This window comes from Bradyrhizobium sp. ISRA464, from assembly GCF_029910095.1.
In the GTDB taxonomy this organism is placed as follows: Bacteria; Pseudomonadota; Alphaproteobacteria; order Rhizobiales; family Xanthobacteraceae; genus Bradyrhizobium.
In genome coordinates, this window is sequence record NZ_CP094526.1 from 5,232,557 (window position 1) to 5,251,014 (window position 18,458).

An 18,458-nucleotide genomic window follows, 5' to 3' on the forward strand; every position below is an offset into this window, starting at 1 on the left:
GGTCAAGTCCTTGCCTTGGCGGCGCGCTGCGCCGAGTCCTTGGCCTTGGCGAGCAGCCGCATCAGCTCACTCATATCCTTCGGCGACAGGTCGCCGAAGATGTCGGCGATCCATTTCTCATGCTCTGCGGCCATCTTGCGGAATTCAGCGCGGCCGAGCTTCGTCAATCGGATGAACTGCACGCGGCGGTCAGTTTCCGAGGTGCGGCGATCGAGATGGCCCGACTCGACCAAGCGCTCGACCAGGCCGGTGACGTTGCCGTTGGAGACCATCATCCGCTTCGACAGGTCCGACAGCGTCATGCCGTCCTGCACCTTGTCGAGCTGGGCCATCAGGTCGAAGCGCGGCAGCGTCACGTCGAACCGCTCGCGCAGCCGGCTGCGCACCTCGCCTTCGATCAGCGTGGTGCAGGTCAGAAGGCGGAGCCACAGCCGCAGCTCGGTGCCATGATCGTCGGGCAATTCGACGGCTTTGGTTTCGGAATCGAGGATCATGCGGCGATCGCGCCTCCGCGGCGGGTTCCGGTCGGACGGATTGTTTTGAGCTTCAAGCAATTCGCGGCGCGCCGCAAGGACAATTGCGAATCGACGCGACCTCGTCGGCTCAACCCTGCAATTTCTTTAGGCTTCAAGCAATTGGCGCGACCCTTGCATGCCGCGTGACCATCGTCCGGACGCAATGCCGCATCGCTTGCAGCGATCGCGCTCGTCAGAATAAGCTGAGGTCCAAGCAACAAGGCAACAATTGGGGGAGCGGCATGAAGCAGCTGACGAGGTTGGCGGGACTGGCGGCGATACTGGGCCTCACGATCGCTCCGGCGGCCGCGCAGGACAGCAGCCAGGGCAAGATCAAGATCGGCGTGCTGGTGACGACCTCGGGCCCGGCGGCAGCGCTCGGCCAGCAGGTGCGCGATGGCTTTGCGCTGGCCGTCAAGGATCTCGGCGGCAAGATGGCCGGCCGCGATGTTGAGGTCATCAATGCCGACGACGAGTTGAAGCCCGACGCCGCGGTGACCAAGGTGCGCGGCCTGCTCGAGCGCGACAAGGTCGACTTCGTGGTCGGCCCGATCTTCTCCAACATCCTCCTGGCGATCCACCGCCCGGTGACCGACAGCAAGACCTTCCTGATCAGCCCGAATGCGGGCCCGTCCAGCTTTGCCGGCAAGGAGTGCAATCCGTTCTTCTATGTGACGTCGTACCAGAACGACCAGGTGCACGAAATCCTCGGCAAGGTCGCGCAAGATCGCGGCTACAAGCGCGTCTATCTGCTGGTGCCGAACTATCAGGCCGGCCGCGACTCGGTGGCCGGCTTCAAGCTCGATTACAAGGGCGAGATCGTCGAGGAATCCTACACGCCGCTGAACACGCTGGATTTCCAGCCCGAGCTCTCCAAGATCGCCTCGCTGAAGCCGGACGCGCTGTTCACCTTCATGCCGGGCGGCATGGGCGTGAACCTGGTGAAGCAGTACAAGCAGGCCGGCGCCACCGTGCCCGTGCTCTCCGCCTTCACGGTCGACGAATCCACCCTGCCCGCCCAGCAGGACGCCGCGGTCGGCATGTTCGGCGGCGCGAACTGGGCGCCCAACCTCGACACCCCCCAGAGCAAGAAATTCGTCGCTGCCTATGAGGCGGCCTATAACGGCGTGCCCGGCACCTACGCCATGCAGGCCTATGACGCGGCGATGCTGATCGACAGCGCGGTCAAGGCTGTGAAGGGCGATCTCGCCAACAAGGATGCGGTCGCTGCTGCACTGAAGAAGGCCGACTTCACCTCGCTGCGCGGTAACTTCAAATTCAACAACAACGGCTATCCGATCCAGGATTTCTACCTCACCAAGGTAGCGAAGCGGCCGGACGGCAAATTCCAGACCGAGATCGTCGAAAAGGTGTTCTCGAACTACGGCGACCGCTACGCCAAGGACTGCGCGGCCAAGTAAATCCCAGGAGGAGATATGACGATGAAAGACGAGATCGCCGGCATCACCCGCGCCAATGAGGGCATCCAGGGCATCTCCTGGAGCATCCTCGGCCAGACCTACGTGCCGAAGAGCCGCACCGAGCATTCCTTCTCCTGGCACGCCACCTTCCCGCCCGGCACCTTCGTTCCTCCGCATATCCATCCCGACCAGGACGAGTACCTCTACATCCTCGAGGGCAAGCTCGATTTCATGCTCGACGGCGCCGACGAGTCCGCCACATCAGGCGATCTCGTGCGCCTGCCGATGGGCAAGCCGCACGGCATCTTCAACAAGTCGCAGCAGCCGGCGAAGACGCTGTTCTGGGTGTCGCCGACGCGCAGGCTCTACGACCTGTTCTGGGCGATCCACAACATGAAGGAGCAGAACCCGGATGACGTGGTGCGGCTCGCCGCCGAACACAACATCCACTTTCTGCCGCCGCCTCCGGCAGCGTAGCATCTGCACCGGCTCTCTCCCCTCATCCTGAGGAGCGCGCAGCGCGTCTCGAAGGATGAGGCCGAAGTCGGGCCCATGGTTCGAGACGGCGCTGCCGCGCCTCCTCACCATGAGGGTTGACAATCGGCCGAACTCTTCTCCCTTCCAGCACCCTCCTACTGCCGCGCGACCACCCGCGCGGCAAAGCCAGCCTTCGCGGCATAGCCGCGGACGATCGCCTCGCGCGCCTCATAGTTGAGGATCGTGTCGACGTCGGTAAACCCCTGCGGCGCGAGCTGCTCGACGGCGTCGATCACGCCCTCCGGCCCGCCGCGGCGGTTCGAGGCGACGATGTCGGCGGTCATCGGCAGGCGCTGCCGCTCATAGGCGACAAGCGCCTGGCGCGGATGCTCCGCCCGCGCCAGCAGATCCGCAAGGCACCGCGCATCGAGGATGGCCTGCGACGCGCCATTCGAGCCGACCGGATACATCGGATGCGCGGCATCGCCGAGCAGCGTGACGCGGCCGCTCGACCAATAGGGCAGCGGATCGCGGTCGCAGCACGGATACTCCCAGAACTCGGGCGTCGCGTTGATCAAGCCGGCGAAATCGACCTGCGGGATCGTGAAGCTCGTGACATAGGGCATCATCTCCTCGCGCCGGCCGAGGTTCGACCAGCCCTCGCGGCGCGGCGGCGGCGAGGAACCGTCGCCGATCCGCACCAGCACCGCCCAGTTGGTGAGCCGGCTTGCCGGGCTCGAGCCCGGCGCGATCGGATAGATCACGGCCTTGGCATTCAACCCGCCGGCGATGATCATCGAGCGTCCGGTCAGGAACGCCGGCCAGTCGGTGGCGCCGCGCCACAGCATCAGGCCATTCCAGCACGGCCCGCCCTCGTCCGGAAACAGCGTCTGCCGCACCTTGGAGTGAATGCCGTCGGCGCCGATCAGGATGTCGCCGCGCGCGGTGTGCACATGGCTTCCGCTGCGATCGAAGAAATAGGCCGAGACGCCGCCTTCATCCTGCGTGAACGAGCCGAGCCGGCAACCGGTGTGGATCGCATCCGCGCCGAGGCGCTCGATCACGGCCTGGTGGATCACGCCCTGCAGCCGGCCGCGATGGATCGAGAATTGCGGCACGTCGTGGCCGGCATCCAGTCCGCGCTTCTCGTGCCAGACCTGCTGGCCATGCCGCGTCAGATAGAACAGCTCGTAGGTGCGGATCGCGACCTCGTCGAGCCGGTCCAGCAGACCGAGGCCTGCGAGCTCGCGGATCGCATGCGGCAGCGTGTTGATGCCGACGCCGAGCTCGCGGATGGTGTCGGACTGCTCGTAAAGCTCGCATTGGATGCCGCGCGAGCGCAGCATCAGCGCAGTGGTGAGGCCTCCGATTCCGCCTCCGACGATTATCGCCTTCATCGTCCCTTACTCCACTCGAACACAGGACGTTTTACACCTGCCCTCAGCGTCGCACGGCCCGTTGTCCTGCCGCAAGCGGCTTTGTTGCCTCGACCTTCCGGCGGCCTACCCTGCTTTGGCTTAGGATTAACATTCTCGCAGCGCGCTCCAATCTATCTCCGTCACCCTTGAGGAGCGCGGAACGCGCGTCTCGAAGGGTCGACGGCCACCGGCCGGGCCGTGCATCCTTCGAGGAACCCAGCGGCGCAACTGCGCCGCAAGGCTTGCACCTCCAGCGACAAAGGCAAAGCCTTTGCGCGAGGATGACGGGTTTGTCGATCGGGCGTCACCATCAATCCGGCACCACCGCGATCGCCTGGATTTCCACCTTGGCGCGGTCCTCGATCAGGCCGGCGACTTGGATCGCCGTCATCGCCGGAAAGCGCCGGCCTATGACGTCGCGATAGACCACGCCGATCTCCTTCAGTCGCGCCGAGTATTCCTTGCGGTCGAGCAGGAACCAGGTCATCGACACGATGTGCTCCGGCCCGGCCCCGCCGGCCGCCGCGATTGCGACAATGTTGCGCAGGGTCTGCCCGATCTGCGCGACCAGATCGTCGCTCTCGAACACGCATTGCGCGTTCCAGCCGATCTGGCCGGCGATGAAGATCTGTTTGCCGCGTGCGGCCATGCCGTTGGCGTAGCCGATCGGCTTCGCCCATCCGTCAGGTTGCAGGATCTCGTTCATCTCAATTGCCCTCGAAGGCCGGTTTCTGCTTGGCAGCGAAGGCTTCGAAGGCGCGGCGGAAATCGCCGGTCACCATGCAAATCGCCTGCGCCTGCGCTTCCGACTCGATCATCTCGTCGACGCCCATCGCCCATTCCTGGTTGAACATGGTCTTGGTCACGCCATGCGCGAACCACGGTCCGTCCGCGAGCGAGCGCGCCAGCTCATGCGCGGCCCCCGAAAGCTCGGCTGCCGGCACCAGGCGATTGTGGAAGCCCCAGGCGAGTCCCTCCTCCGCGCTCATCGCGCGACCGGTGTAGAGCAGGTCCGCGGCACGGCCTTGGCCAACCACGCGCGGCAACAGTCCGCAGGCGCCCATGTCGGCGCCGGCAAGGCCGACGCGGGTAAACAGGAACGCGGTCTTGGCCTGCGGCGTCGCCAGGCGAAGGTCGGAGGCGAGCGCCAGCATCGCGCCGGCGCCGGCGCAGATGCCGTCGATCGCGGCGACGACGATCTGCGGGCATTTGCGCATCGCCCGCACTACCTCGCCGGTCATGCGGGTGAAGGCGAGCAAATCCGGCATCGCCATCCGCGTCAACGGCTCGATGATCTCGAACACGTCGCCGCCGGAGCAGAAATTTCCGTCCGCGCCCGTCAGCACGATCGCGCGAACGTCAGATGCATATTTGAGATCGGTGAAGAGGTCGCGCAGTTCCTCGTAGGAGTCGAAGGTCAGCGGATTCTTCTTGTCGGGCCGGTTCAGCGTGATGGTCGCGACGCGGCCGGTCGCATCGGTCGACCAGCGGAAGTGCTTTGCCGGATAATCCTTGAACGGACGGAGCTTTGCTTTCATCTCGGACATGACGTGTTCCTTTTACCCGGTCAGGACTTCGCCGCCGGCCACCGCGACGGCTTGTCCGTTGATTGACGATGCGCCCTCGGAGGCGAGCCAGAGGATGGCATCAGCCACCTCCTCCGGCGTCACCAGCCGCTGCATTGGATTCACCTTTGCCAGCGCCGCGCGCGCTTCCGCTTCGCTGCGCCCGGTCTTGGCGACAATGTTGGCGGCGGCATCCGCCACCAGCGGCGTGTCGGTATAGCCGGGGCACACCGCGTTCACGGTGACGCCGCGCCGCGCATATTCCAGCGCCAGCGAGCGCGTCAGGCCGACGACGCCGTGCTTTGCCGCGACATAGGCCGAGACATAGGCGTAACCGGTGAGGCCCGCGGTCGAGGCGACATTGATCACGCGTCCGCGTCCGCGCTGCGCCATGCCAGGCAGCACCGCCTGCGTCACCAGAAACACGCTGGAGAGGTTGCTCGCCAGCATGTCCGCCCATAGCGCCGGATCGGTCTTGTCGAAGGGTGCGCTCGCGGCCTTGCCGGCGTTGTTGACGAGGATGTCGATCGAGCCGGCCCGGGCCTCGATCTGCGCGACACCTTTTGTCACGGCGGCCGCGTCGGTCACGTCGATCGCAACGACTGCACCAGCGCGATCGCCAAGCAACGCTGCGGTCGCCTTCAGTGCCTCGATCCGGCGTCCGGCGATGCTGACGCGCACGCCGGCCTTGGCGAGCGCGATCGCCGTCGCGGCGCCGATGCCGGAACCGGCGCCGGTGACGAACGCGTGGGCATTGGGCCAGAACCGCGTCATGCCTTCACTCCCGCGGCTGCTCGTTCGAGATTGGCCTCGTATTGCGGCTTGCCCGACAGATATTGCTTCGGCCAGGGGACCGACTTCACGCCGATCTTCGCCGCCTCGTGCAGCGTCCAGGCCGGATCGGCAAGATGCGGCCGCGCGATCGCGCAGAGGTCGGCGCGGCCGGCAGCAATGATCGAGTTGGCGTGGTCGGCTTCCGAGATCGCGCCGACCGCGATGGTGGCGATACCGATCTCGTTGCGGATCTTGTCGGCGAACGGTGTCTGATAGAGCCGGCCGTAGACCGGATGGTCGTCGGCCCAGACCTGGCCCGACGAGCAGTCGATCAGGTCCGCGCCTGCTGCCTTGAACAGCTTTGCGAATTCCAGCGCATCCTCGGGCGTGTTGCCGCCCTCGGCCCAGTCGTGGCAGGACAGCCGGACCGACATCGGCTTGTCCTCGGGCCACACCTCGCGGATGGCGCAGAACACCTCGAGCGGATAACGCGCGCGGTTTGCGATCGATCCGCCATACGCGTCGGTGCGGCGGTTGGTCAGCGGCGACAGGAAGCTCGACAGCAGATAGCCGTGGGCGCAATGCAGCTCCAGGATATCGAAGCCGATCTTGGCGCCGCGCCTGGCGGCGGCAACGAACTGCCCGCGCACCTCGTCCATCTCGGCGCGACTCATCGGCTCGGGCACCTGGCCCTCTGGCAGATAGGGAACTGACGAGGCCGACACCAGCGGCCAGTTGTGATCGGGCAGCGGCTCGTCCATCCCCTCCCAGGCCACGCGGGTCGAGCCCTTGCGGCCGGAATGGCCGAGCTGGATGCCGATCTTGGCTTGCGAATTGCGGTGCACGAAATCGACGATGCGCTTGTAGGCCACCGCCTGCGCGTCATTCCACAGCCCGCAGCAGCCGGGCGTGATGCGCGCCTCCGGCGAGACGCAGGTCATTTCGGTGAACATGAGGCCGGCGCCGCCGAGCGCGCGCGAGCCGAAATGCACCAAATGGAAGTCGCTGGGCACGCCCTCTTCCGCCGAATACATCGCCATCGGCGAGACGATGATGCGATTGTTGAGCGACAGCCCACGGATACGGAACGGCGTCAGCATCGGCGGCGTGACGCGGTCGTTGGTCGCGGGCAGTCCGCTGCGCTCGGCGAACCAGCGCTCATAGCCTTCGAGCCATACCTTGTCGCGCAGGCGCAGATTCTCGTGGCTGATGCGCTGCGAGCGCGTCAGCAGCGAATACATGAACTGTTCCGGCTCCAGCGTGTCGGCATAGCGCGAGCCGACCACCTCGAACCATTCCATCGCATTGCGCGCGGCGTTCTGGATCCGCGCCACGTCGACCCGGCGCAGTTCCTCATAGGCGGCCAGCACCCCGGGAATGCTGTCCCTGGTCGCACCATGCTTCTTGAACTGGTTGGTCAGCTCGATCGCATCCTCCAGCGCGAGCTTCGTGCCCGAGCCGATCGCGAAATGCGCGGTGTGCGCGGCATCGCCCATCAGCACCACATGGCTGTTGCCGTTGAAGGCGGTCCACTTGCCGCAGATCAGCCGCGGGAAGGACAGCCAGGCCGAGCCGCGCAGATGGCGGGCGTTGGAGACCAGGTGATGCCCTTCGAGGATTTCGGCGAACACTTTTTCGCAGAATGCGATCGAGGCATCCTGATCCATCTTGTCGAGGCCGTGGGCGAGATACGCGGCCTCCGTGGTCTCGACGATGAAGGTCGCCGCGCCCTCCTCGAACTTGTAGATGTGCGCTTGGAACCAGCCGTGCTCGGTCTTGCGAAAGTCGAAGGTGAAGGCGTCGAACGGCCGGTTGGTACCGAGCCAGATATAGCGGTTCGGCCGCATCAGCATGTCGGGCTGGAAGTCCTTCGCATATTTACTGCGGATCTTCGAGTTCACGCCGTCGCACGCGACGATCAGGTCGGCGTCTGGGAACTCGAGATCGGAATTGACCTCGCGCTCGAAGATCAGCTCGACGCCGAGTTCCTCGGCCCGTGCCTGCAGGATGTTGAGCAAATGCTTGCGCCCGATGCCGACGAAGCCATGGCCCGTCGTGCGCATGCGCCGGCCCTTGATCAGGACCTCTATGTCGTCCCAGTGGTTGAAGGCCTGCTCGATTGTGTCGGCAGTCACTGGATCCCACTTGCGCATGTTGTCCATGGTGGCGTCGGAAAACACCACGCCGAATCCGAACGTGTCGTAGGGCCGGTTGCGCTCGACCACGGAAATCCGGTGCGCGGGATCCAGCATCTTCATCAGGATGCCGAAATACAGCCCGGCCGGCCCGCCTCCAATGCAAACGATGCGCATGGCGATCTCCCGTTGGCTTCGGCGGGCCGGCGCAGCGTCTTCCGGCGAGCCGATGCCGATATTATTTTATACTTAAAATAATTGTCAAGGGAGGCCGGCCGGCCGTTTACCCACCACTATCGTCCCGGCGCGACCCGAAGCCGATGTCGCGCCATATCCACCGCCGTCGTCCTGGCGAAAGCCCATAGGCGCTAAAATAGGATTTGCGCGTTGGATTTGCTTGTGATTCCAAGATGGGATGAGGCACGAATCGCTTGTGAACGAAGACTGGGCGCGTGTTGTTGCGCGGCTTGGCGGGGCCGATGCTCTCGGGGTCAGCGCCCGCGAGACGAAGGCGTTTGTCCGCCCGCGAGAGATTAGCAATGCGGTCGATTTGCTGCGTCTGATCCTGGCGTACTGTCTCGGCGAGAGGGGTCTGCGGTTGACGACGGCATGGGCAACCTCGGTGGGCCTTGTCGATATCTCCAACGTGGCTCTGTTGTATCGCTTGCGTCAATGCGGGGATTGGCTGGCGCGCCTGGTAGGCCAAGCGCTTGTGAGCGGTGCACCGAAGGCGAGCCGCGGTCGCCTGATCCGCATTGTTGACGCCACGACGGTCCCCAAGGCTGGGACGAGCGGCAGGAACAAGAACGCGGTGTGGCGTGTCCACAGTGCGTTCGATCTTCCGCGGGAGCGTTTTGGTCACTTCGAATTGACTGATGAGCGCGGGGGCGAGACGCTGGATCGGATACCGGCGGTTGCCGGCGAAATCCGTCTTGCCGATCGCGCCTATCTGCAGCCCGAGCGCATGGCACGTCTGCTCGATGCCGGTGCGGACTTCGTGATCCGGTCCGGCTGGAAGAGTGCGCGTTGGCTTGATGCCGAAGGTGGTCTGGTTGATCTCACGGCCGAACTGCGCAAAGCCACGGCAGGCGGCATGATCGATCGGCCGATCTGGATAAAACGCAGGTCTGGCGTGCCGCTCGCCATGCGTCTGGTTGCGATCAGGAAGCCGGCGCAAGCTGCCGCGGCTGCGCGACGCAAGGCACGCCGGACCGCACAAAAGGGAGGCCATCAGCTCTCCAGGCAAACACTGGACGCCGCAGATTGGGTGATCCTGGTGACCTCACTCAAACCAAAGGACTTCACGACTGCCGACATTTTCGCCCTCTATCGGCTACGATGGCGCATCGAGCTCGGCTTCAAGCGGCTGAAAAGCTTGATTGGCCTGAAGGGGCCGCCCGGAACTGACGAGCGATCCGCCAGACCCCATATCCTTGCCCATCTGCTGATCATTCTTCTGCTCGAGCCGCTCGTCGACGAACTCGAGGACTCTCCCCGCTTGGCCGACGCCGCCTGACCCGCCCAGGGGCGTGGCGTCTCCTGCACCAGCTCGTCGCTTCGCTACGGCAAGCCATCATTCCCCAGCCCGCAATCGCTTGCCTCCGCAGACTCCGCTCCACGCTCCGGCGGCACCTCCGCGAGCCGCCCAGACACAAGCGTCGCTATCAAGCAATCCAACTATCTTAGCGCCTATGGGCGAAAGCCAGGACCCATACCCACACGGTTGAGTCGTTGAAAAAGCTGCGACCCCAGCGTTGCGCAACAATTCGCGTTCGGGGTAATGGGTCCTGGCTTTCGCCAGGACGACGCTGAATGGGAGGCGCAGCCTGGCTTCAAACAACTCGCAACCCTACGTTCTCGCGACGTGAATCGCCCGAGCTTTGCGTCCTGTTCGACGCCCTCTTCGATCAGAGGGCGCAGGGAAAGCCGGGTGCCGATCGCACCCATGGGTCCCGTGCAGTGAAAAAAGCACCGGGGTAGGACCACAGGTGAGACCGGAGACACTCCGGCTTTCCCTGCGCGATGGGCTACGGCTTATACGCGCTCTCCCCGGCGAGACTGGGCTTTGTTGTCACCGTCATCAGTGAGAGAGCTTGCTCTTACTGAGGAGACACCTGCCACTAGGTGTGGAGCCTCAAGAGGTTGTTCCCGGTTAATCCGAGCCTGCTGATCGGTGGCTTTGAGCCGAGACTGCCATGAGGACGATGCCAGTTGTAGCGGTGAAGCCATCGTGGCAGCTCCGCTGCTCTTTCTGTTGAGGTGTTGTAGGCCTGCGCGTAGGCCCATTCTCGTAGGCTGGTTTGAATGAAGCGTTCGGCCTTGCCATTGGTTTTGGGCGTATAGGGCTTGGTGCGGATGTGCTTGAGACCGAGACGCTTGCACGCCCTGAGGAAGGCGAAGGATTTGTAGCACGCGCCGTTGTCGGTCATGACGCGCTCTACCTTCACGCCCAGGCTCATGTAGTAGGCCACTGCCGCCTTGAGGAAAGCGACGGCACAGCCCTTTCGCTCGTTCTTCATGACCTGGCTGAAAGCGATCCGCGACGCATCGTCGATGCAGACATGGACGTATTCCCAACCGGGCCCTTGACGGCGAGAACGCAGATTGCTCGACCCACGTCGATCGCTGGTGATCCGATGGCCGATCCGATTGAACTTGCCGAGCTTTTTGATGTCTAGGTGGATCAGTTCACCAGGATGCTGGCGCTCATAGCGCCGGATCGGCTCGGCCGGCTCCAGAGCAGCCAGCCTGTTCAAACCGAGCCGGCGCAGGATACGGCTGACGGTTGCTGCTGAGACCCCGACTTCGAACGCGATCTGTTTGCCGGTGTGGCGCTGCCGGCGGAACGTCTCGACAAGGTGCATGTGGCTGCCGGGGTTTGGCTTGGCAAGGAATGAGGCCGTGAGGAACGACAAACCATCGACGCCTTCTGCGCGGAAGCGCTTGACCCATTTGGCGACCGTCTTCGCCGTGACATTGAATTGCAGCGCGGCTGCGGCCTTCGTCAGGCCGCCCTCGATCACGCTCCGCACCATCGCCTCTCGACCTTTCGGCGTCAGAGGCGCATTCTTGTGGATGTTCATCTGGTCTCCCCGGGGAACACTGAAGCTTCGCAACCTCAGCTTGCTCGGTTCAGACCAGATGGACAACCTCCTGAAAGCTCACAACTAGGGCGTCAGGCCTGCACGACTTCACCGTCCGCCTCGTGTACGCTCGTCAGTCGCACAGTTGGCGTCCACCGCATCTCGACCCAACACTCGTGACGATCGCGAAGCGCCCCTCAGGCGGGTGAGACGCGCCATTCATACACCGAGCCGCATTTCCGGAAAACAGAAATATTTTTCCCGCGGGGCCTTGCGCCGTCGAGGCTGGGCAAGAACTCGGCATTTTTTGGAGTTGATGTACGATTCGGCGCATGGCGAATCGGACGTTCAAGGCCGGCGACAGCCGGGAGCAACCCAGTCTTCTTCCTCCCCGGATTGAGGACTATGTCGGACAGCAGAATCCGGTGCGGGCGATCGACAGTTTCGTTGGCGCGCTCGACCTTTCAAAGCTCGGCTTCCGCCATGCGGATCGTGCCGCGGACGAAGTGGGGCAGCCGCCCTACGATCCGGCCGATCTGCTGAAGCTCTACCTTTACGGCTACATCAACCAGATCAGGTCGTCGCGGCGGTTGGAGCGGGAGGCCTGCCGCAATCTGGAGCTGATCTGGCTGTTGAAGAACATGAAGCCGGGCTATCGGACGATCGCCAACTTCCGCAAGGAGAACTGGGCGGCGCTCAAGGCCGCGAACCGCAGTTTCGTGCTGCTCCTGCGCGACCTCGGCCTGATCGGTGGGACCTTCGTTGCGATCGACGGGGCGCTATTCCATGGTAACGCCAGCAAGGGCAGCATCTTCACGCAAGGGAAGCTGGCCAAACAGATCGCCGCGTTGGACAAGGAGATCGAGGCTTATGGCAAGGCCCTTGAAGCCAACGATGCCGAGGAAGCCAAGCGATGTGCCGGTCCGGGAGATGGCAGCAAGGGCAGCGGCGATGTCGGCGAGAAGGTGAAGGAGCTGATGGCCCGGCGCGAGCGCGCGCAAGCCGACCTCAAGAACCTGGAGACAAGCGACAAGGGGCAACTCTCGAAGACCGATCCCGACGCAAGGCTTCTGAGCAAGGGCGACCAGACCATTGCGGGTTACAACGTGCAGAGCGTCGTTGACGACAAGCACACGCTCATCGTTGCCAGCGAGGTCGTCAACCGCAACGACGCGGGCCATCTTCATGAGATGGCAAAGGCGGCAAAAGAGGCCCTCGACGTCGAGACTCTGCAGGTGGCGGCCGATGCCGGCTATTCCACCAGCGAGGACCTGAAGGCCTGCGAGGATGACGGCATTGTTGCCTATGTGCCGCTGCACGAGGGCAATGGCAAGCTCAAGGAAGGCCGCCTCAGCCGCAAGGACTTCAGTTACGATGCGAACGCCGATGCCTACCGTTGCCCGGCCGGCGAGCTGCTGCGCCCGACGGAAGGGCGCTGGACGAACACGAGCGGCCGCATCGAGATCCGCTACCTGGCGCGCAAGGCGGCCTGCGCAGCATGTCCCCTGAGCGCGCGGTGTCTTGCCCCGAAGGCGCCTTACCGGAGCATCGCGCGCTGGGAACACGAGGACGTTCTCGAACGTCACCGCATGAGGATGCAAAGCGCCGAGGCTGCCACATTGATGCGCCGCCGTTCCGCCATCGTCGAGCACCCTTTCGGAACACTCAAATGCCGCGCCGGCTATCAGCACTTTCTCGTGCGCGGCTTCGACAAGGTCCGCGGCGAATGGAGCCTGATGGCGCTTTGCTACAACTTCACCCGCGTGCTCAGCATTCTCGGCTTCGACCGCTTCGTCGCGTACCTTGCAGAAAAGACGCGCATTGCCGGCGCAAACCTCCTTGCGGCCACTCTGCGCGCCATTCGGCTTGCTTTGCGGCCCTTCCGCGCCAAAATCTCGCTGTCGCTCGTCGTCAGTGCTTTCCGAGCCGCCCCAGCCCCTTAGTTGCCATTCTTGCCCAGTCTCGTCGGGCAAATCAGTGATTGGCGCGTGAGGGACGCACCGGCGAAAGGGTTCTCTCTCCCCTTGCGGGAGAGGGGTAGGGAGAGGGGTGCCACACGACGTATACTCTCCGCATCCGTGATGACGACAAGCGAATGCAATTTGCGAGGACAACGCCCGCATCGATCGGCTGAGCCCGCGGCTTACCCCTCTCCCCACCCTCCCCCGCAAGTGGGGAGGGAGCCTGGGCAGCGTGCTCGCCTCACATGCGACGCCGTCAATGCACCGCGGCGTACAGGATCTTGTCCTGCGTCGCCTCGGCTGCATCGAATTCGGCGACGATGCGGCCGGTGCGTGCGACCAGGATGCGGTCGGAGACGGCGAGGATCTCCGGCAGATAGGACGAGATCACGCCACCGCCTTGCCCTCGTCGGCGAGACGGCGGATTTCGCCGTGGATATGCGGGATGGTGCCGACGTCGACACCGCGCGTCGGCTCGTCGAAGATGATGATCGAGGGCTCCTGCACCAGCGTCTTCGCCAGCACCACCTTCTGCTGATTACCGCCCGACAGCTCGATGATCCGCGCCTTGCGCTGCAACGCGCTGATCTTCAACCGCTCGACCCAGTAGTTCGCAAGCTTGCTGCGCCTCGCGCGCGACAGCAGAAAGCTCCAGCCCTTCCGGGTGGCGAGGCTGCCGATATAGACGTTGTCGTCGACCACCATGGTCTCGAAGAAGCCGTTGGCCTTGCGGTCCTCGGTGATGTAGGCGATGCCGTCGTTGATCGCCTGCCGCGGCACGCGATAGCGGATCGGTTTTCCCCGCAGCCGGATGGTGCCGCCGTTGACAAGGTTGCGCTTCAGCGCGCCGTAGATGATCTTGGCGATCTCGGTACGGCCCGAGCCGATCAGGCCGGCGATGCCGACCACCTCGCCGGCACAGACCGAGAATGACATGTTCTTGACCGCCATGCCCATGGTGACGTTCTCGACCGTCAGCACCTTCTCGCGCCGCTGATGGGTCTTCTCTCTTCGCCCGTAGACGGCCTGCGCCACCTCGCGGCCGACCATGTGCTGCACCAGCGCATCGCGCGTGAGCTGCTTCGCGGGCGCGGTGATCACGAGCTTGCCGTCGCGCAGTACCGTGATGCGGTCGGCGATCTGCAAGGACTCCTCCAGCGCGTGCGAGATGTAGATGATCGAGACGCCGCGCCCGCGCAGATCGCGCACCAGATGGAAGAAGTGTACGATCTCTTCGGGCGTCAGCGACGCGGTCGGCTCATCGAAGATGATGATGCGCGCCTTGTTGTAGATCGCGCGCGCGATCTCCACCATCTGCTTCTTGGCGGTGCCGAGCAGCGCCACCGGCGTCGCCGGATCGACATGGAAGTTGAGGGACTGCAGCAGTTGCTGGGCCTGGATGTTCAGCGTGCGGAAGCGCGTCAAGAGCTTCTCGTTGCCGAGCTCGATATTCTGCGCCGCAGTCATGGTCGGCACCAGGCTGGTCTCCTGATAGACCATGCAGATGCCGGAGTTGAGCGCGTCGCGCGGCTGCTCGAAATTGACCGGCTTGCCGTCGAGCATATAGTCGCCCGAGGTGAGCTGGATCGCGCCCGCGATCGCCTTGCACAGCGTCGACTTGCCGGCGCCGTTCTCGCCGACCAGCGCGTGCACCTCGCCGGGATAGAGATCGAAATTGACGCCCTCGATGGCGTGGACGCCGCCATAGATCTTGGAGCCGTTGCTGATCCGCAGCACCGGTTCGCGTGCCGCGGTCTGGGGATCGGTCGCTGCCTGCATCACGCCGTCATTCATCGCAGGTCTCCCGTATAGAGCAGCAGGCGTCCGGCGCCGCGGGCCGCGATCACAATGCCGCGGCTGGTTGCGCAGGCGGCGGTGATACCGTGGAAACGGCCGCCGGCGCGGCTGTGCAGACTGTCCGACGCCTCGCCGTCGGCGTCGAGATGCACCAGCAGGCCATAGGAGCGCGGCGGCGCCCATGGCTTCTGGATGCCGAGCGCCTTGACGCCGCCGATCTGCATCGGCTCCAGGCAGTCGCTGCCGCCGACGAGGGCCGGCGCCACCCAGTAGTCCGGCGGCATCGTCGCCATCATCTCCTCGCGGAAGTCGTCTTCCTTGAGCACGAACTCGATCAGATGCGTGCGACGCGCGAAGATGCCGAGCAGCAGGCCGCCATCCCCGTCTGGATGCAGCCGCGCCGGATAGCCCGGCATGTTGCCGGCGACGATCTCGCGCGGACCAAGGCCGTTGCCGCCGAGCGCGAACCGGCTCAGCCGATGCGCCCAGCTCTCGGTGAGCCACAGGCTGTTGCCGTCGGCAGAAACCGCAACGCCGTAAGGATATGGCAAGTCGCGCAGCAGCATTTGCGGGTTGTCGAGGCCGGCGCCGCAGGTGACGAGGCGGCCGCCTGTGCGCTTCTGCATCAGATCGTGGCGCCACTGATCGGGACGGCGGCCGGTGCTGCCTTCGACGGCATAGATACGACCATCCGGCGCCGCGGTGACCGACAGCAGTCCCGCGAGCGAGCTGCCACCGGCTGCTTCCAGCCAGCGCGGAGCGGGCTTTGCCGGATCGATCGCGGCAAGCCCCCTGCCCGCCACGCAAACCAGCAAGCGGCCATCGGGATGCAGCGCGAGCCCGCCGGCGTCGCCCTCGAACTCGGCAATGACCGTGCGAGCAGAGAAGTCGTCTCCGCTCAGCTTCAGCACGCGCCGTCCGGCGGAGACATAGACCGCGCCATCACCGGCGGCGATCACGTCGTCGATGCCGGGCAGCGGCTCACCGATCGGCACGGCCGTGTCGAGCCGGTCGTTGGAGCTCAGCGCACCGTCGAGCGGCGGGATAGCGTTCTGGCCGCCGTCGCGGTCGATGACGCTTCTGATGTCGCGCAACAGATGATCGAACAGTCCCATTATGTCGTCACCCTGCTCTTGGTGCCCCAATAGGCATCGTAGCCGGTCCAGTCCTCATCGACGCCGTCGAGCTTGATGCGGCCGATGCGGTTGTTCTCGAGCCCGCCGAGATAGAGATAGCCCTTGTGCTCGCGCATCGAGGTCAGGGTCGAATGCGAGATGCCGGTCGGGTCCCACCAGGATTCCAGCGCCTCGCCCTGCTCGTTGAACTTCAGCACGCAGCCATGATTGAGCGCGGGCGCGAGCCACTCGTCGGTCGGCACCTGCTTGACCATGCGCAGGCGGAAACCCGGCTTGCGCGCGGCGAGATCGAAGGTCGGCGTGCGGATGCCGACCAGCGCCAGCCAGTAGGTGCCGTCGGAGGCGCGGTTGATGTTGTCGGGGTTGCCCGGCAGCTCGTCCATCAGGATCTCGGTGCGGCCCTTCTTCGGGCCATCGATCCAGTGGCGGAACACCTTGCACAGCGAGGTCGAGGCGATCAGCACCGACTTGCCGTCATGCGAGACGCAGATCCCGTTCGGGAAGTAGAAGTGGTTGATCACCGTGCGTGTAGTCTTGGTCGCGGGATCGTAGCAGACCACGCGGCCGTTCGGCCGGCCCTCGAGGATGTCGAGGGTGTTGGTCGTCATCTCATAACGCGTGGTGCAGTCGCTGAAATAGATCTTGCCGTCGGGCGCGATGTCGAGATCGTCGGCCATGCGCAGGCGGGAATCGTCGTTCAGCTTGTACCAGGTGCGGTTGGTCTCGTCGGTGACCTTGAAGATACGGCCGTCGGGCGCGACGCCATAGACGCCCATGCCGGCGACCGCGACGATCAGGTTCTCGTCGCGATCGAACTGCATGCCGAGTGGCCGACCGCCGATATGGGCGAACACCTCGCGGGTTTCGAAATTCGGCCCGGAGAAGCGGATCACATTGCCGTCGCGGGTCGAGCCGTAGACCCGGCCCTGACGGTCGAGGATGACATCCTCCGGCCCTTCGACCTGGTCGAGGCCGATCGCCTGCGCATTGATCAGCCGGTCGTTCTGCGCATAAGGAGAGGTCGCGCCCGGCTGCACCGACGGCGCCGACGCCAGCGGCACGAAGGCCGGGTTGACGTAGATCTTCTGGATGGCCTTGCCGCGGTTCTTCGACCATTTGACGTCGATGCCGACGGCGGCGAGCAGGATCACGCCGGTTACCGCCGAAGTGACGTAGCCGGGGATGCCCATGCGCACGAGGCCGTTGATCAGGAGGAAGATGATCAGCGCCCCAATCATCGCCCGCCACACCGTACCCTTGCCGCCGGCGAGCGAGACGCCGCCGAGCACGACCGCGGTGAGCGCCTGGAATTCCCAGCCCACGCCGGTGGTGGAATCCGTCGAGGCCTGCCGCGCGGCGTAGAAGATGCCGCTCGCCGCGCACAGCATGCCCGACAGCACATAGGTCATGAACAGCATCAGCCGGACGCGGATGCCGGCATGGCGCGCCGCCTTGCGGCTCGCGCCGATCGCGGTGAGATGCCAGCCATAGCGCGAGCGCGACAGGAAGATGTGGCAGATCAGGAGCACCACGAACAGCGTCGCCGCGTTGACGGGGATGCCGCGCACGCTGCCGCCGCCGATGAAATCCCAGGCGTCGCTGTCGACCGAGTTGGTCGCGAACACCTGCGCGTAGGAGGTGTTGAGCAGGTTGACCGAGGCGCGCAGGATGATCAGCGTCACCAGCGTGGTGAGGAACGGCCGCGTCTTCAGGAAGCCGATCAAAAAGCCGTTGATGCTGCCGAGCAGCGCGCCGACCACCAGCGTCGCCGGCACCGCGAGGCTAACAGGCCATTCGCGTACCAGGAGGAAATACAGCGCCGCGAAGTTGCACAGCGCGAAGATCGCGCCGACGGAGAGATCGATGCCGCCGGTGACGAGGCAGAACCCCATCGCCAGCGCAACGAAGCCGAATTCGGCGAACAGCCGCAGCAGCGACACCGAGTTCTGCACCGAGGCGTAGTCGGGAATCGTGAGCGCGAAATAGGCCCACAGCCCGATCATCACGGTGAAGGGAACGACCGGCTCGAACCACTGCTTGAGCAGGAGCTCCGAGAGCAGGAGCCGGGGTGAAAACCGCCGCACCGATGCGGCAAAGGAATCGACTGCCATCGACATCGTCAAGCACTCCCTCGATCACGCTGCGATTTCAAGAAATCGCAGCGCGATCTCGCCTC

13 protein-coding genes and 1 pseudogene are annotated in these 18,458 nt (G+C 64.5%); 4 read left to right on the forward strand and 10 right to left on the reverse strand.

The features are described 5' to 3' along the window. Positions 1–2 precede the first annotated feature (2 nt). Positions 3–494 (reverse strand): MarR family transcriptional regulator, encoded by a 492-nt coding sequence (locus MTX19_RS24620; RefSeq protein ID WP_280979709.1) that lies wholly within the window; start codon positions 492–494, stop codon positions 3–5. 263 nt (positions 495–757) lie between these two features. Here MTX19_RS24620 and MTX19_RS24625 point away from each other — a divergent pair, with 263 nt between their 5' ends. Further along, positions 758–1,936, forward strand: coding sequence for an ABC transporter substrate-binding protein (locus MTX19_RS24625; RefSeq protein ID WP_280979710.1), 1,179 nt, complete (start codon positions 758–760; stop codon positions 1,934–1,936). 21 nt (positions 1,937–1,957) lie between these two features. After that, positions 1,958–2,413 carry a cupin domain-containing protein gene (locus MTX19_RS24630; RefSeq protein ID WP_280972390.1) on the forward strand — a complete coding sequence of 152 codons (456 nt, stop codon included), beginning with the start codon at positions 1,958–1,960 and terminating at the stop codon, positions 2,411–2,413. 155 nt (positions 2,414–2,568) lie between these two features. Here the strand turns inward: MTX19_RS24630 and MTX19_RS24635 are convergent, their stop codons facing one another. The 5 genes from MTX19_RS24635 to MTX19_RS24655 form a co-directional block, all read right to left on the reverse strand. Continuing rightward, positions 2,569–3,810, reverse strand: a complete 1,242-nt coding sequence (locus MTX19_RS24635) for a flavin-dependent oxidoreductase (RefSeq protein ID WP_280979711.1) — start codon at positions 3,808–3,810, stop codon at positions 2,569–2,571. 331 nt (positions 3,811–4,141) lie between these two features. Then, the gene (locus MTX19_RS24640) at positions 4,142–4,537 is read right to left on the reverse strand and encodes a RidA family protein (protein WP_280979712.1); all 396 of its coding nucleotides are present in this window, start codon (positions 4,535–4,537) and stop codon (positions 4,142–4,144) included. 1 nt (position 4,538) lies between these two features. Next, complete coding sequence (locus MTX19_RS24645; RefSeq protein WP_280979713.1) at positions 4,539–5,378, reverse strand: enoyl-CoA hydratase family protein; 840 nt, start codon at positions 5,376–5,378, stop codon at positions 4,539–4,541. 12 nt (positions 5,379–5,390) lie between these two features. Continuing rightward, the gene (locus MTX19_RS24650; RefSeq protein ID WP_280979714.1) at positions 5,391–6,170 is read right to left on the reverse strand and encodes an SDR family NAD(P)-dependent oxidoreductase; all 780 of its coding nucleotides are present in this window, start codon (positions 6,168–6,170) and stop codon (positions 5,391–5,393) included. Next, on the reverse strand, positions 6,167–8,482 hold the full coding sequence (locus tag MTX19_RS24655; protein ID WP_280979715.1) for a bifunctional salicylyl-CoA 5-hydroxylase/oxidoreductase: 2,316 nt from the start codon (positions 8,480–8,482) through the stop codon (positions 6,167–6,169). Before MTX19_RS24655 ends, MTX19_RS24650 begins: the two co-directional genes overlap by 4 nt. A 256-nt stretch (positions 8,483–8,738) precedes the next feature. Here MTX19_RS24655 and MTX19_RS24660 point away from each other — a divergent pair, with 256 nt between their 5' ends. Continuing rightward, entirely contained in the window at positions 8,739–9,821 is a 1,083-nt protein-coding gene (locus tag MTX19_RS24660; protein WP_280979716.1) for a transposase, read from the forward strand. 604 nt (positions 9,822–10,425) lie between these two features. Here MTX19_RS24660 and MTX19_RS24665 read toward each other — a convergent pair. After that, positions 10,426–11,388 (reverse strand): IS481 family transposase, encoded by a 963-nt coding sequence (locus MTX19_RS24665; RefSeq protein WP_280979717.1) that lies wholly within the window; start codon positions 11,386–11,388, stop codon positions 10,426–10,428. A gap of 332 nt (positions 11,389–11,720) precedes the next feature. Between MTX19_RS24665 and MTX19_RS24670 the strand changes: the two genes are divergently transcribed. Next, positions 11,721–13,331: an IS1182 family transposase gene (locus MTX19_RS24670; protein ID WP_280978673.1), complete on the forward strand. Its 1,611-nt coding sequence runs from the start codon at positions 11,721–11,723 to the stop codon at positions 13,329–13,331. 274 nt (positions 13,332–13,605) lie between these two features. Here the strand turns inward: MTX19_RS24670 and MTX19_RS24675 are convergent. The 3 genes and pseudogenes from MTX19_RS24675 to MTX19_RS24685 form a co-directional block, all read right to left on the reverse strand. Beyond that, positions 13,606–15,128: pseudogene (locus MTX19_RS24675) on the reverse strand (sugar ABC transporter ATP-binding protein). Between the two features lie 11 nt (positions 15,129–15,139). Then, positions 15,140–16,261, reverse strand: coding sequence for a hypothetical protein (locus MTX19_RS24680; RefSeq protein WP_280979718.1), 1,122 nt, complete (start codon positions 16,259–16,261; stop codon positions 15,140–15,142). Further along, a complete protein-coding gene (locus MTX19_RS24685; protein WP_280979719.1) occupies positions 16,261–18,399 on the reverse strand; it encodes an SMP-30/gluconolactonase/LRE family protein in 2,139 nt (712 codons plus the stop codon). The genes MTX19_RS24680 and MTX19_RS24685 overlap by 1 nt, the downstream gene beginning before the upstream one ends. Positions 18,400–18,458: the final 59 nt, after the last annotated feature.

Bases quoted from the DNA above. Each gene is read 5' to 3' on its own strand.
- MTX19_RS24620 (WP_280979709.1), bottom strand. From the start codon at position 494: ATGATCCTCGATTCCGAAACCAAAGCCGTCGAATTGCCCGACGATCAT.
- MTX19_RS24625 (WP_280979710.1), top strand. From the start codon at position 758: ATGAAGCAGCTGACGAGGTTGGCGGGACTGGCGGCGATACTGGGCCTC.
- MTX19_RS24630 (WP_280972390.1), top strand. From the start codon at position 1,958: ATGAAAGACGAGATCGCCGGCATCACCCGCGCCAATGAGGGCATCCAG.
- MTX19_RS24635 (WP_280979711.1), bottom strand. From the start codon at position 3,810: ATGAAGGCGATAATCGTCGGAGGCGGAATCGGAGGCCTCACCACTGCG.
- MTX19_RS24640 (WP_280979712.1), bottom strand. From the start codon at position 4,537: ATGAACGAGATCCTGCAACCTGACGGATGGGCGAAGCCGATCGGCTAC.
- MTX19_RS24645 (WP_280979713.1), bottom strand. From the start codon at position 5,378: ATGTCCGAGATGAAAGCAAAGCTCCGTCCGTTCAAGGATTATCCGGCA.
- MTX19_RS24650 (WP_280979714.1), bottom strand. From the start codon at position 6,170: ATGACGCGGTTCTGGCCCAATGCCCACGCGTTCGTCACCGGCGCCGGT.
- MTX19_RS24655 (WP_280979715.1), bottom strand. From the start codon at position 8,482: ATGCGCATCGTTTGCATTGGAGGCGGGCCGGCCGGGCTGTATTTCGGC.
- MTX19_RS24665 (WP_280979717.1), bottom strand. From the start codon at position 11,388: ATGAACATCCACAAGAATGCGCCTCTGACGCCGAAAGGTCGAGAGGCG.
- MTX19_RS24670 (WP_280978673.1), top strand. From the start codon at position 11,721: ATGGCGAATCGGACGTTCAAGGCCGGCGACAGCCGGGAGCAACCCAGT.
- MTX19_RS24680 (WP_280979718.1), bottom strand. From the start codon at position 16,261: ATGGGACTGTTCGATCATCTGTTGCGCGACATCAGAAGCGTCATCGAC.
- MTX19_RS24685 (WP_280979719.1), bottom strand. From the start codon at position 18,399: ATGTCGATGGCAGTCGATTCCTTTGCCGCATCGGTGCGGCGGTTTTCA.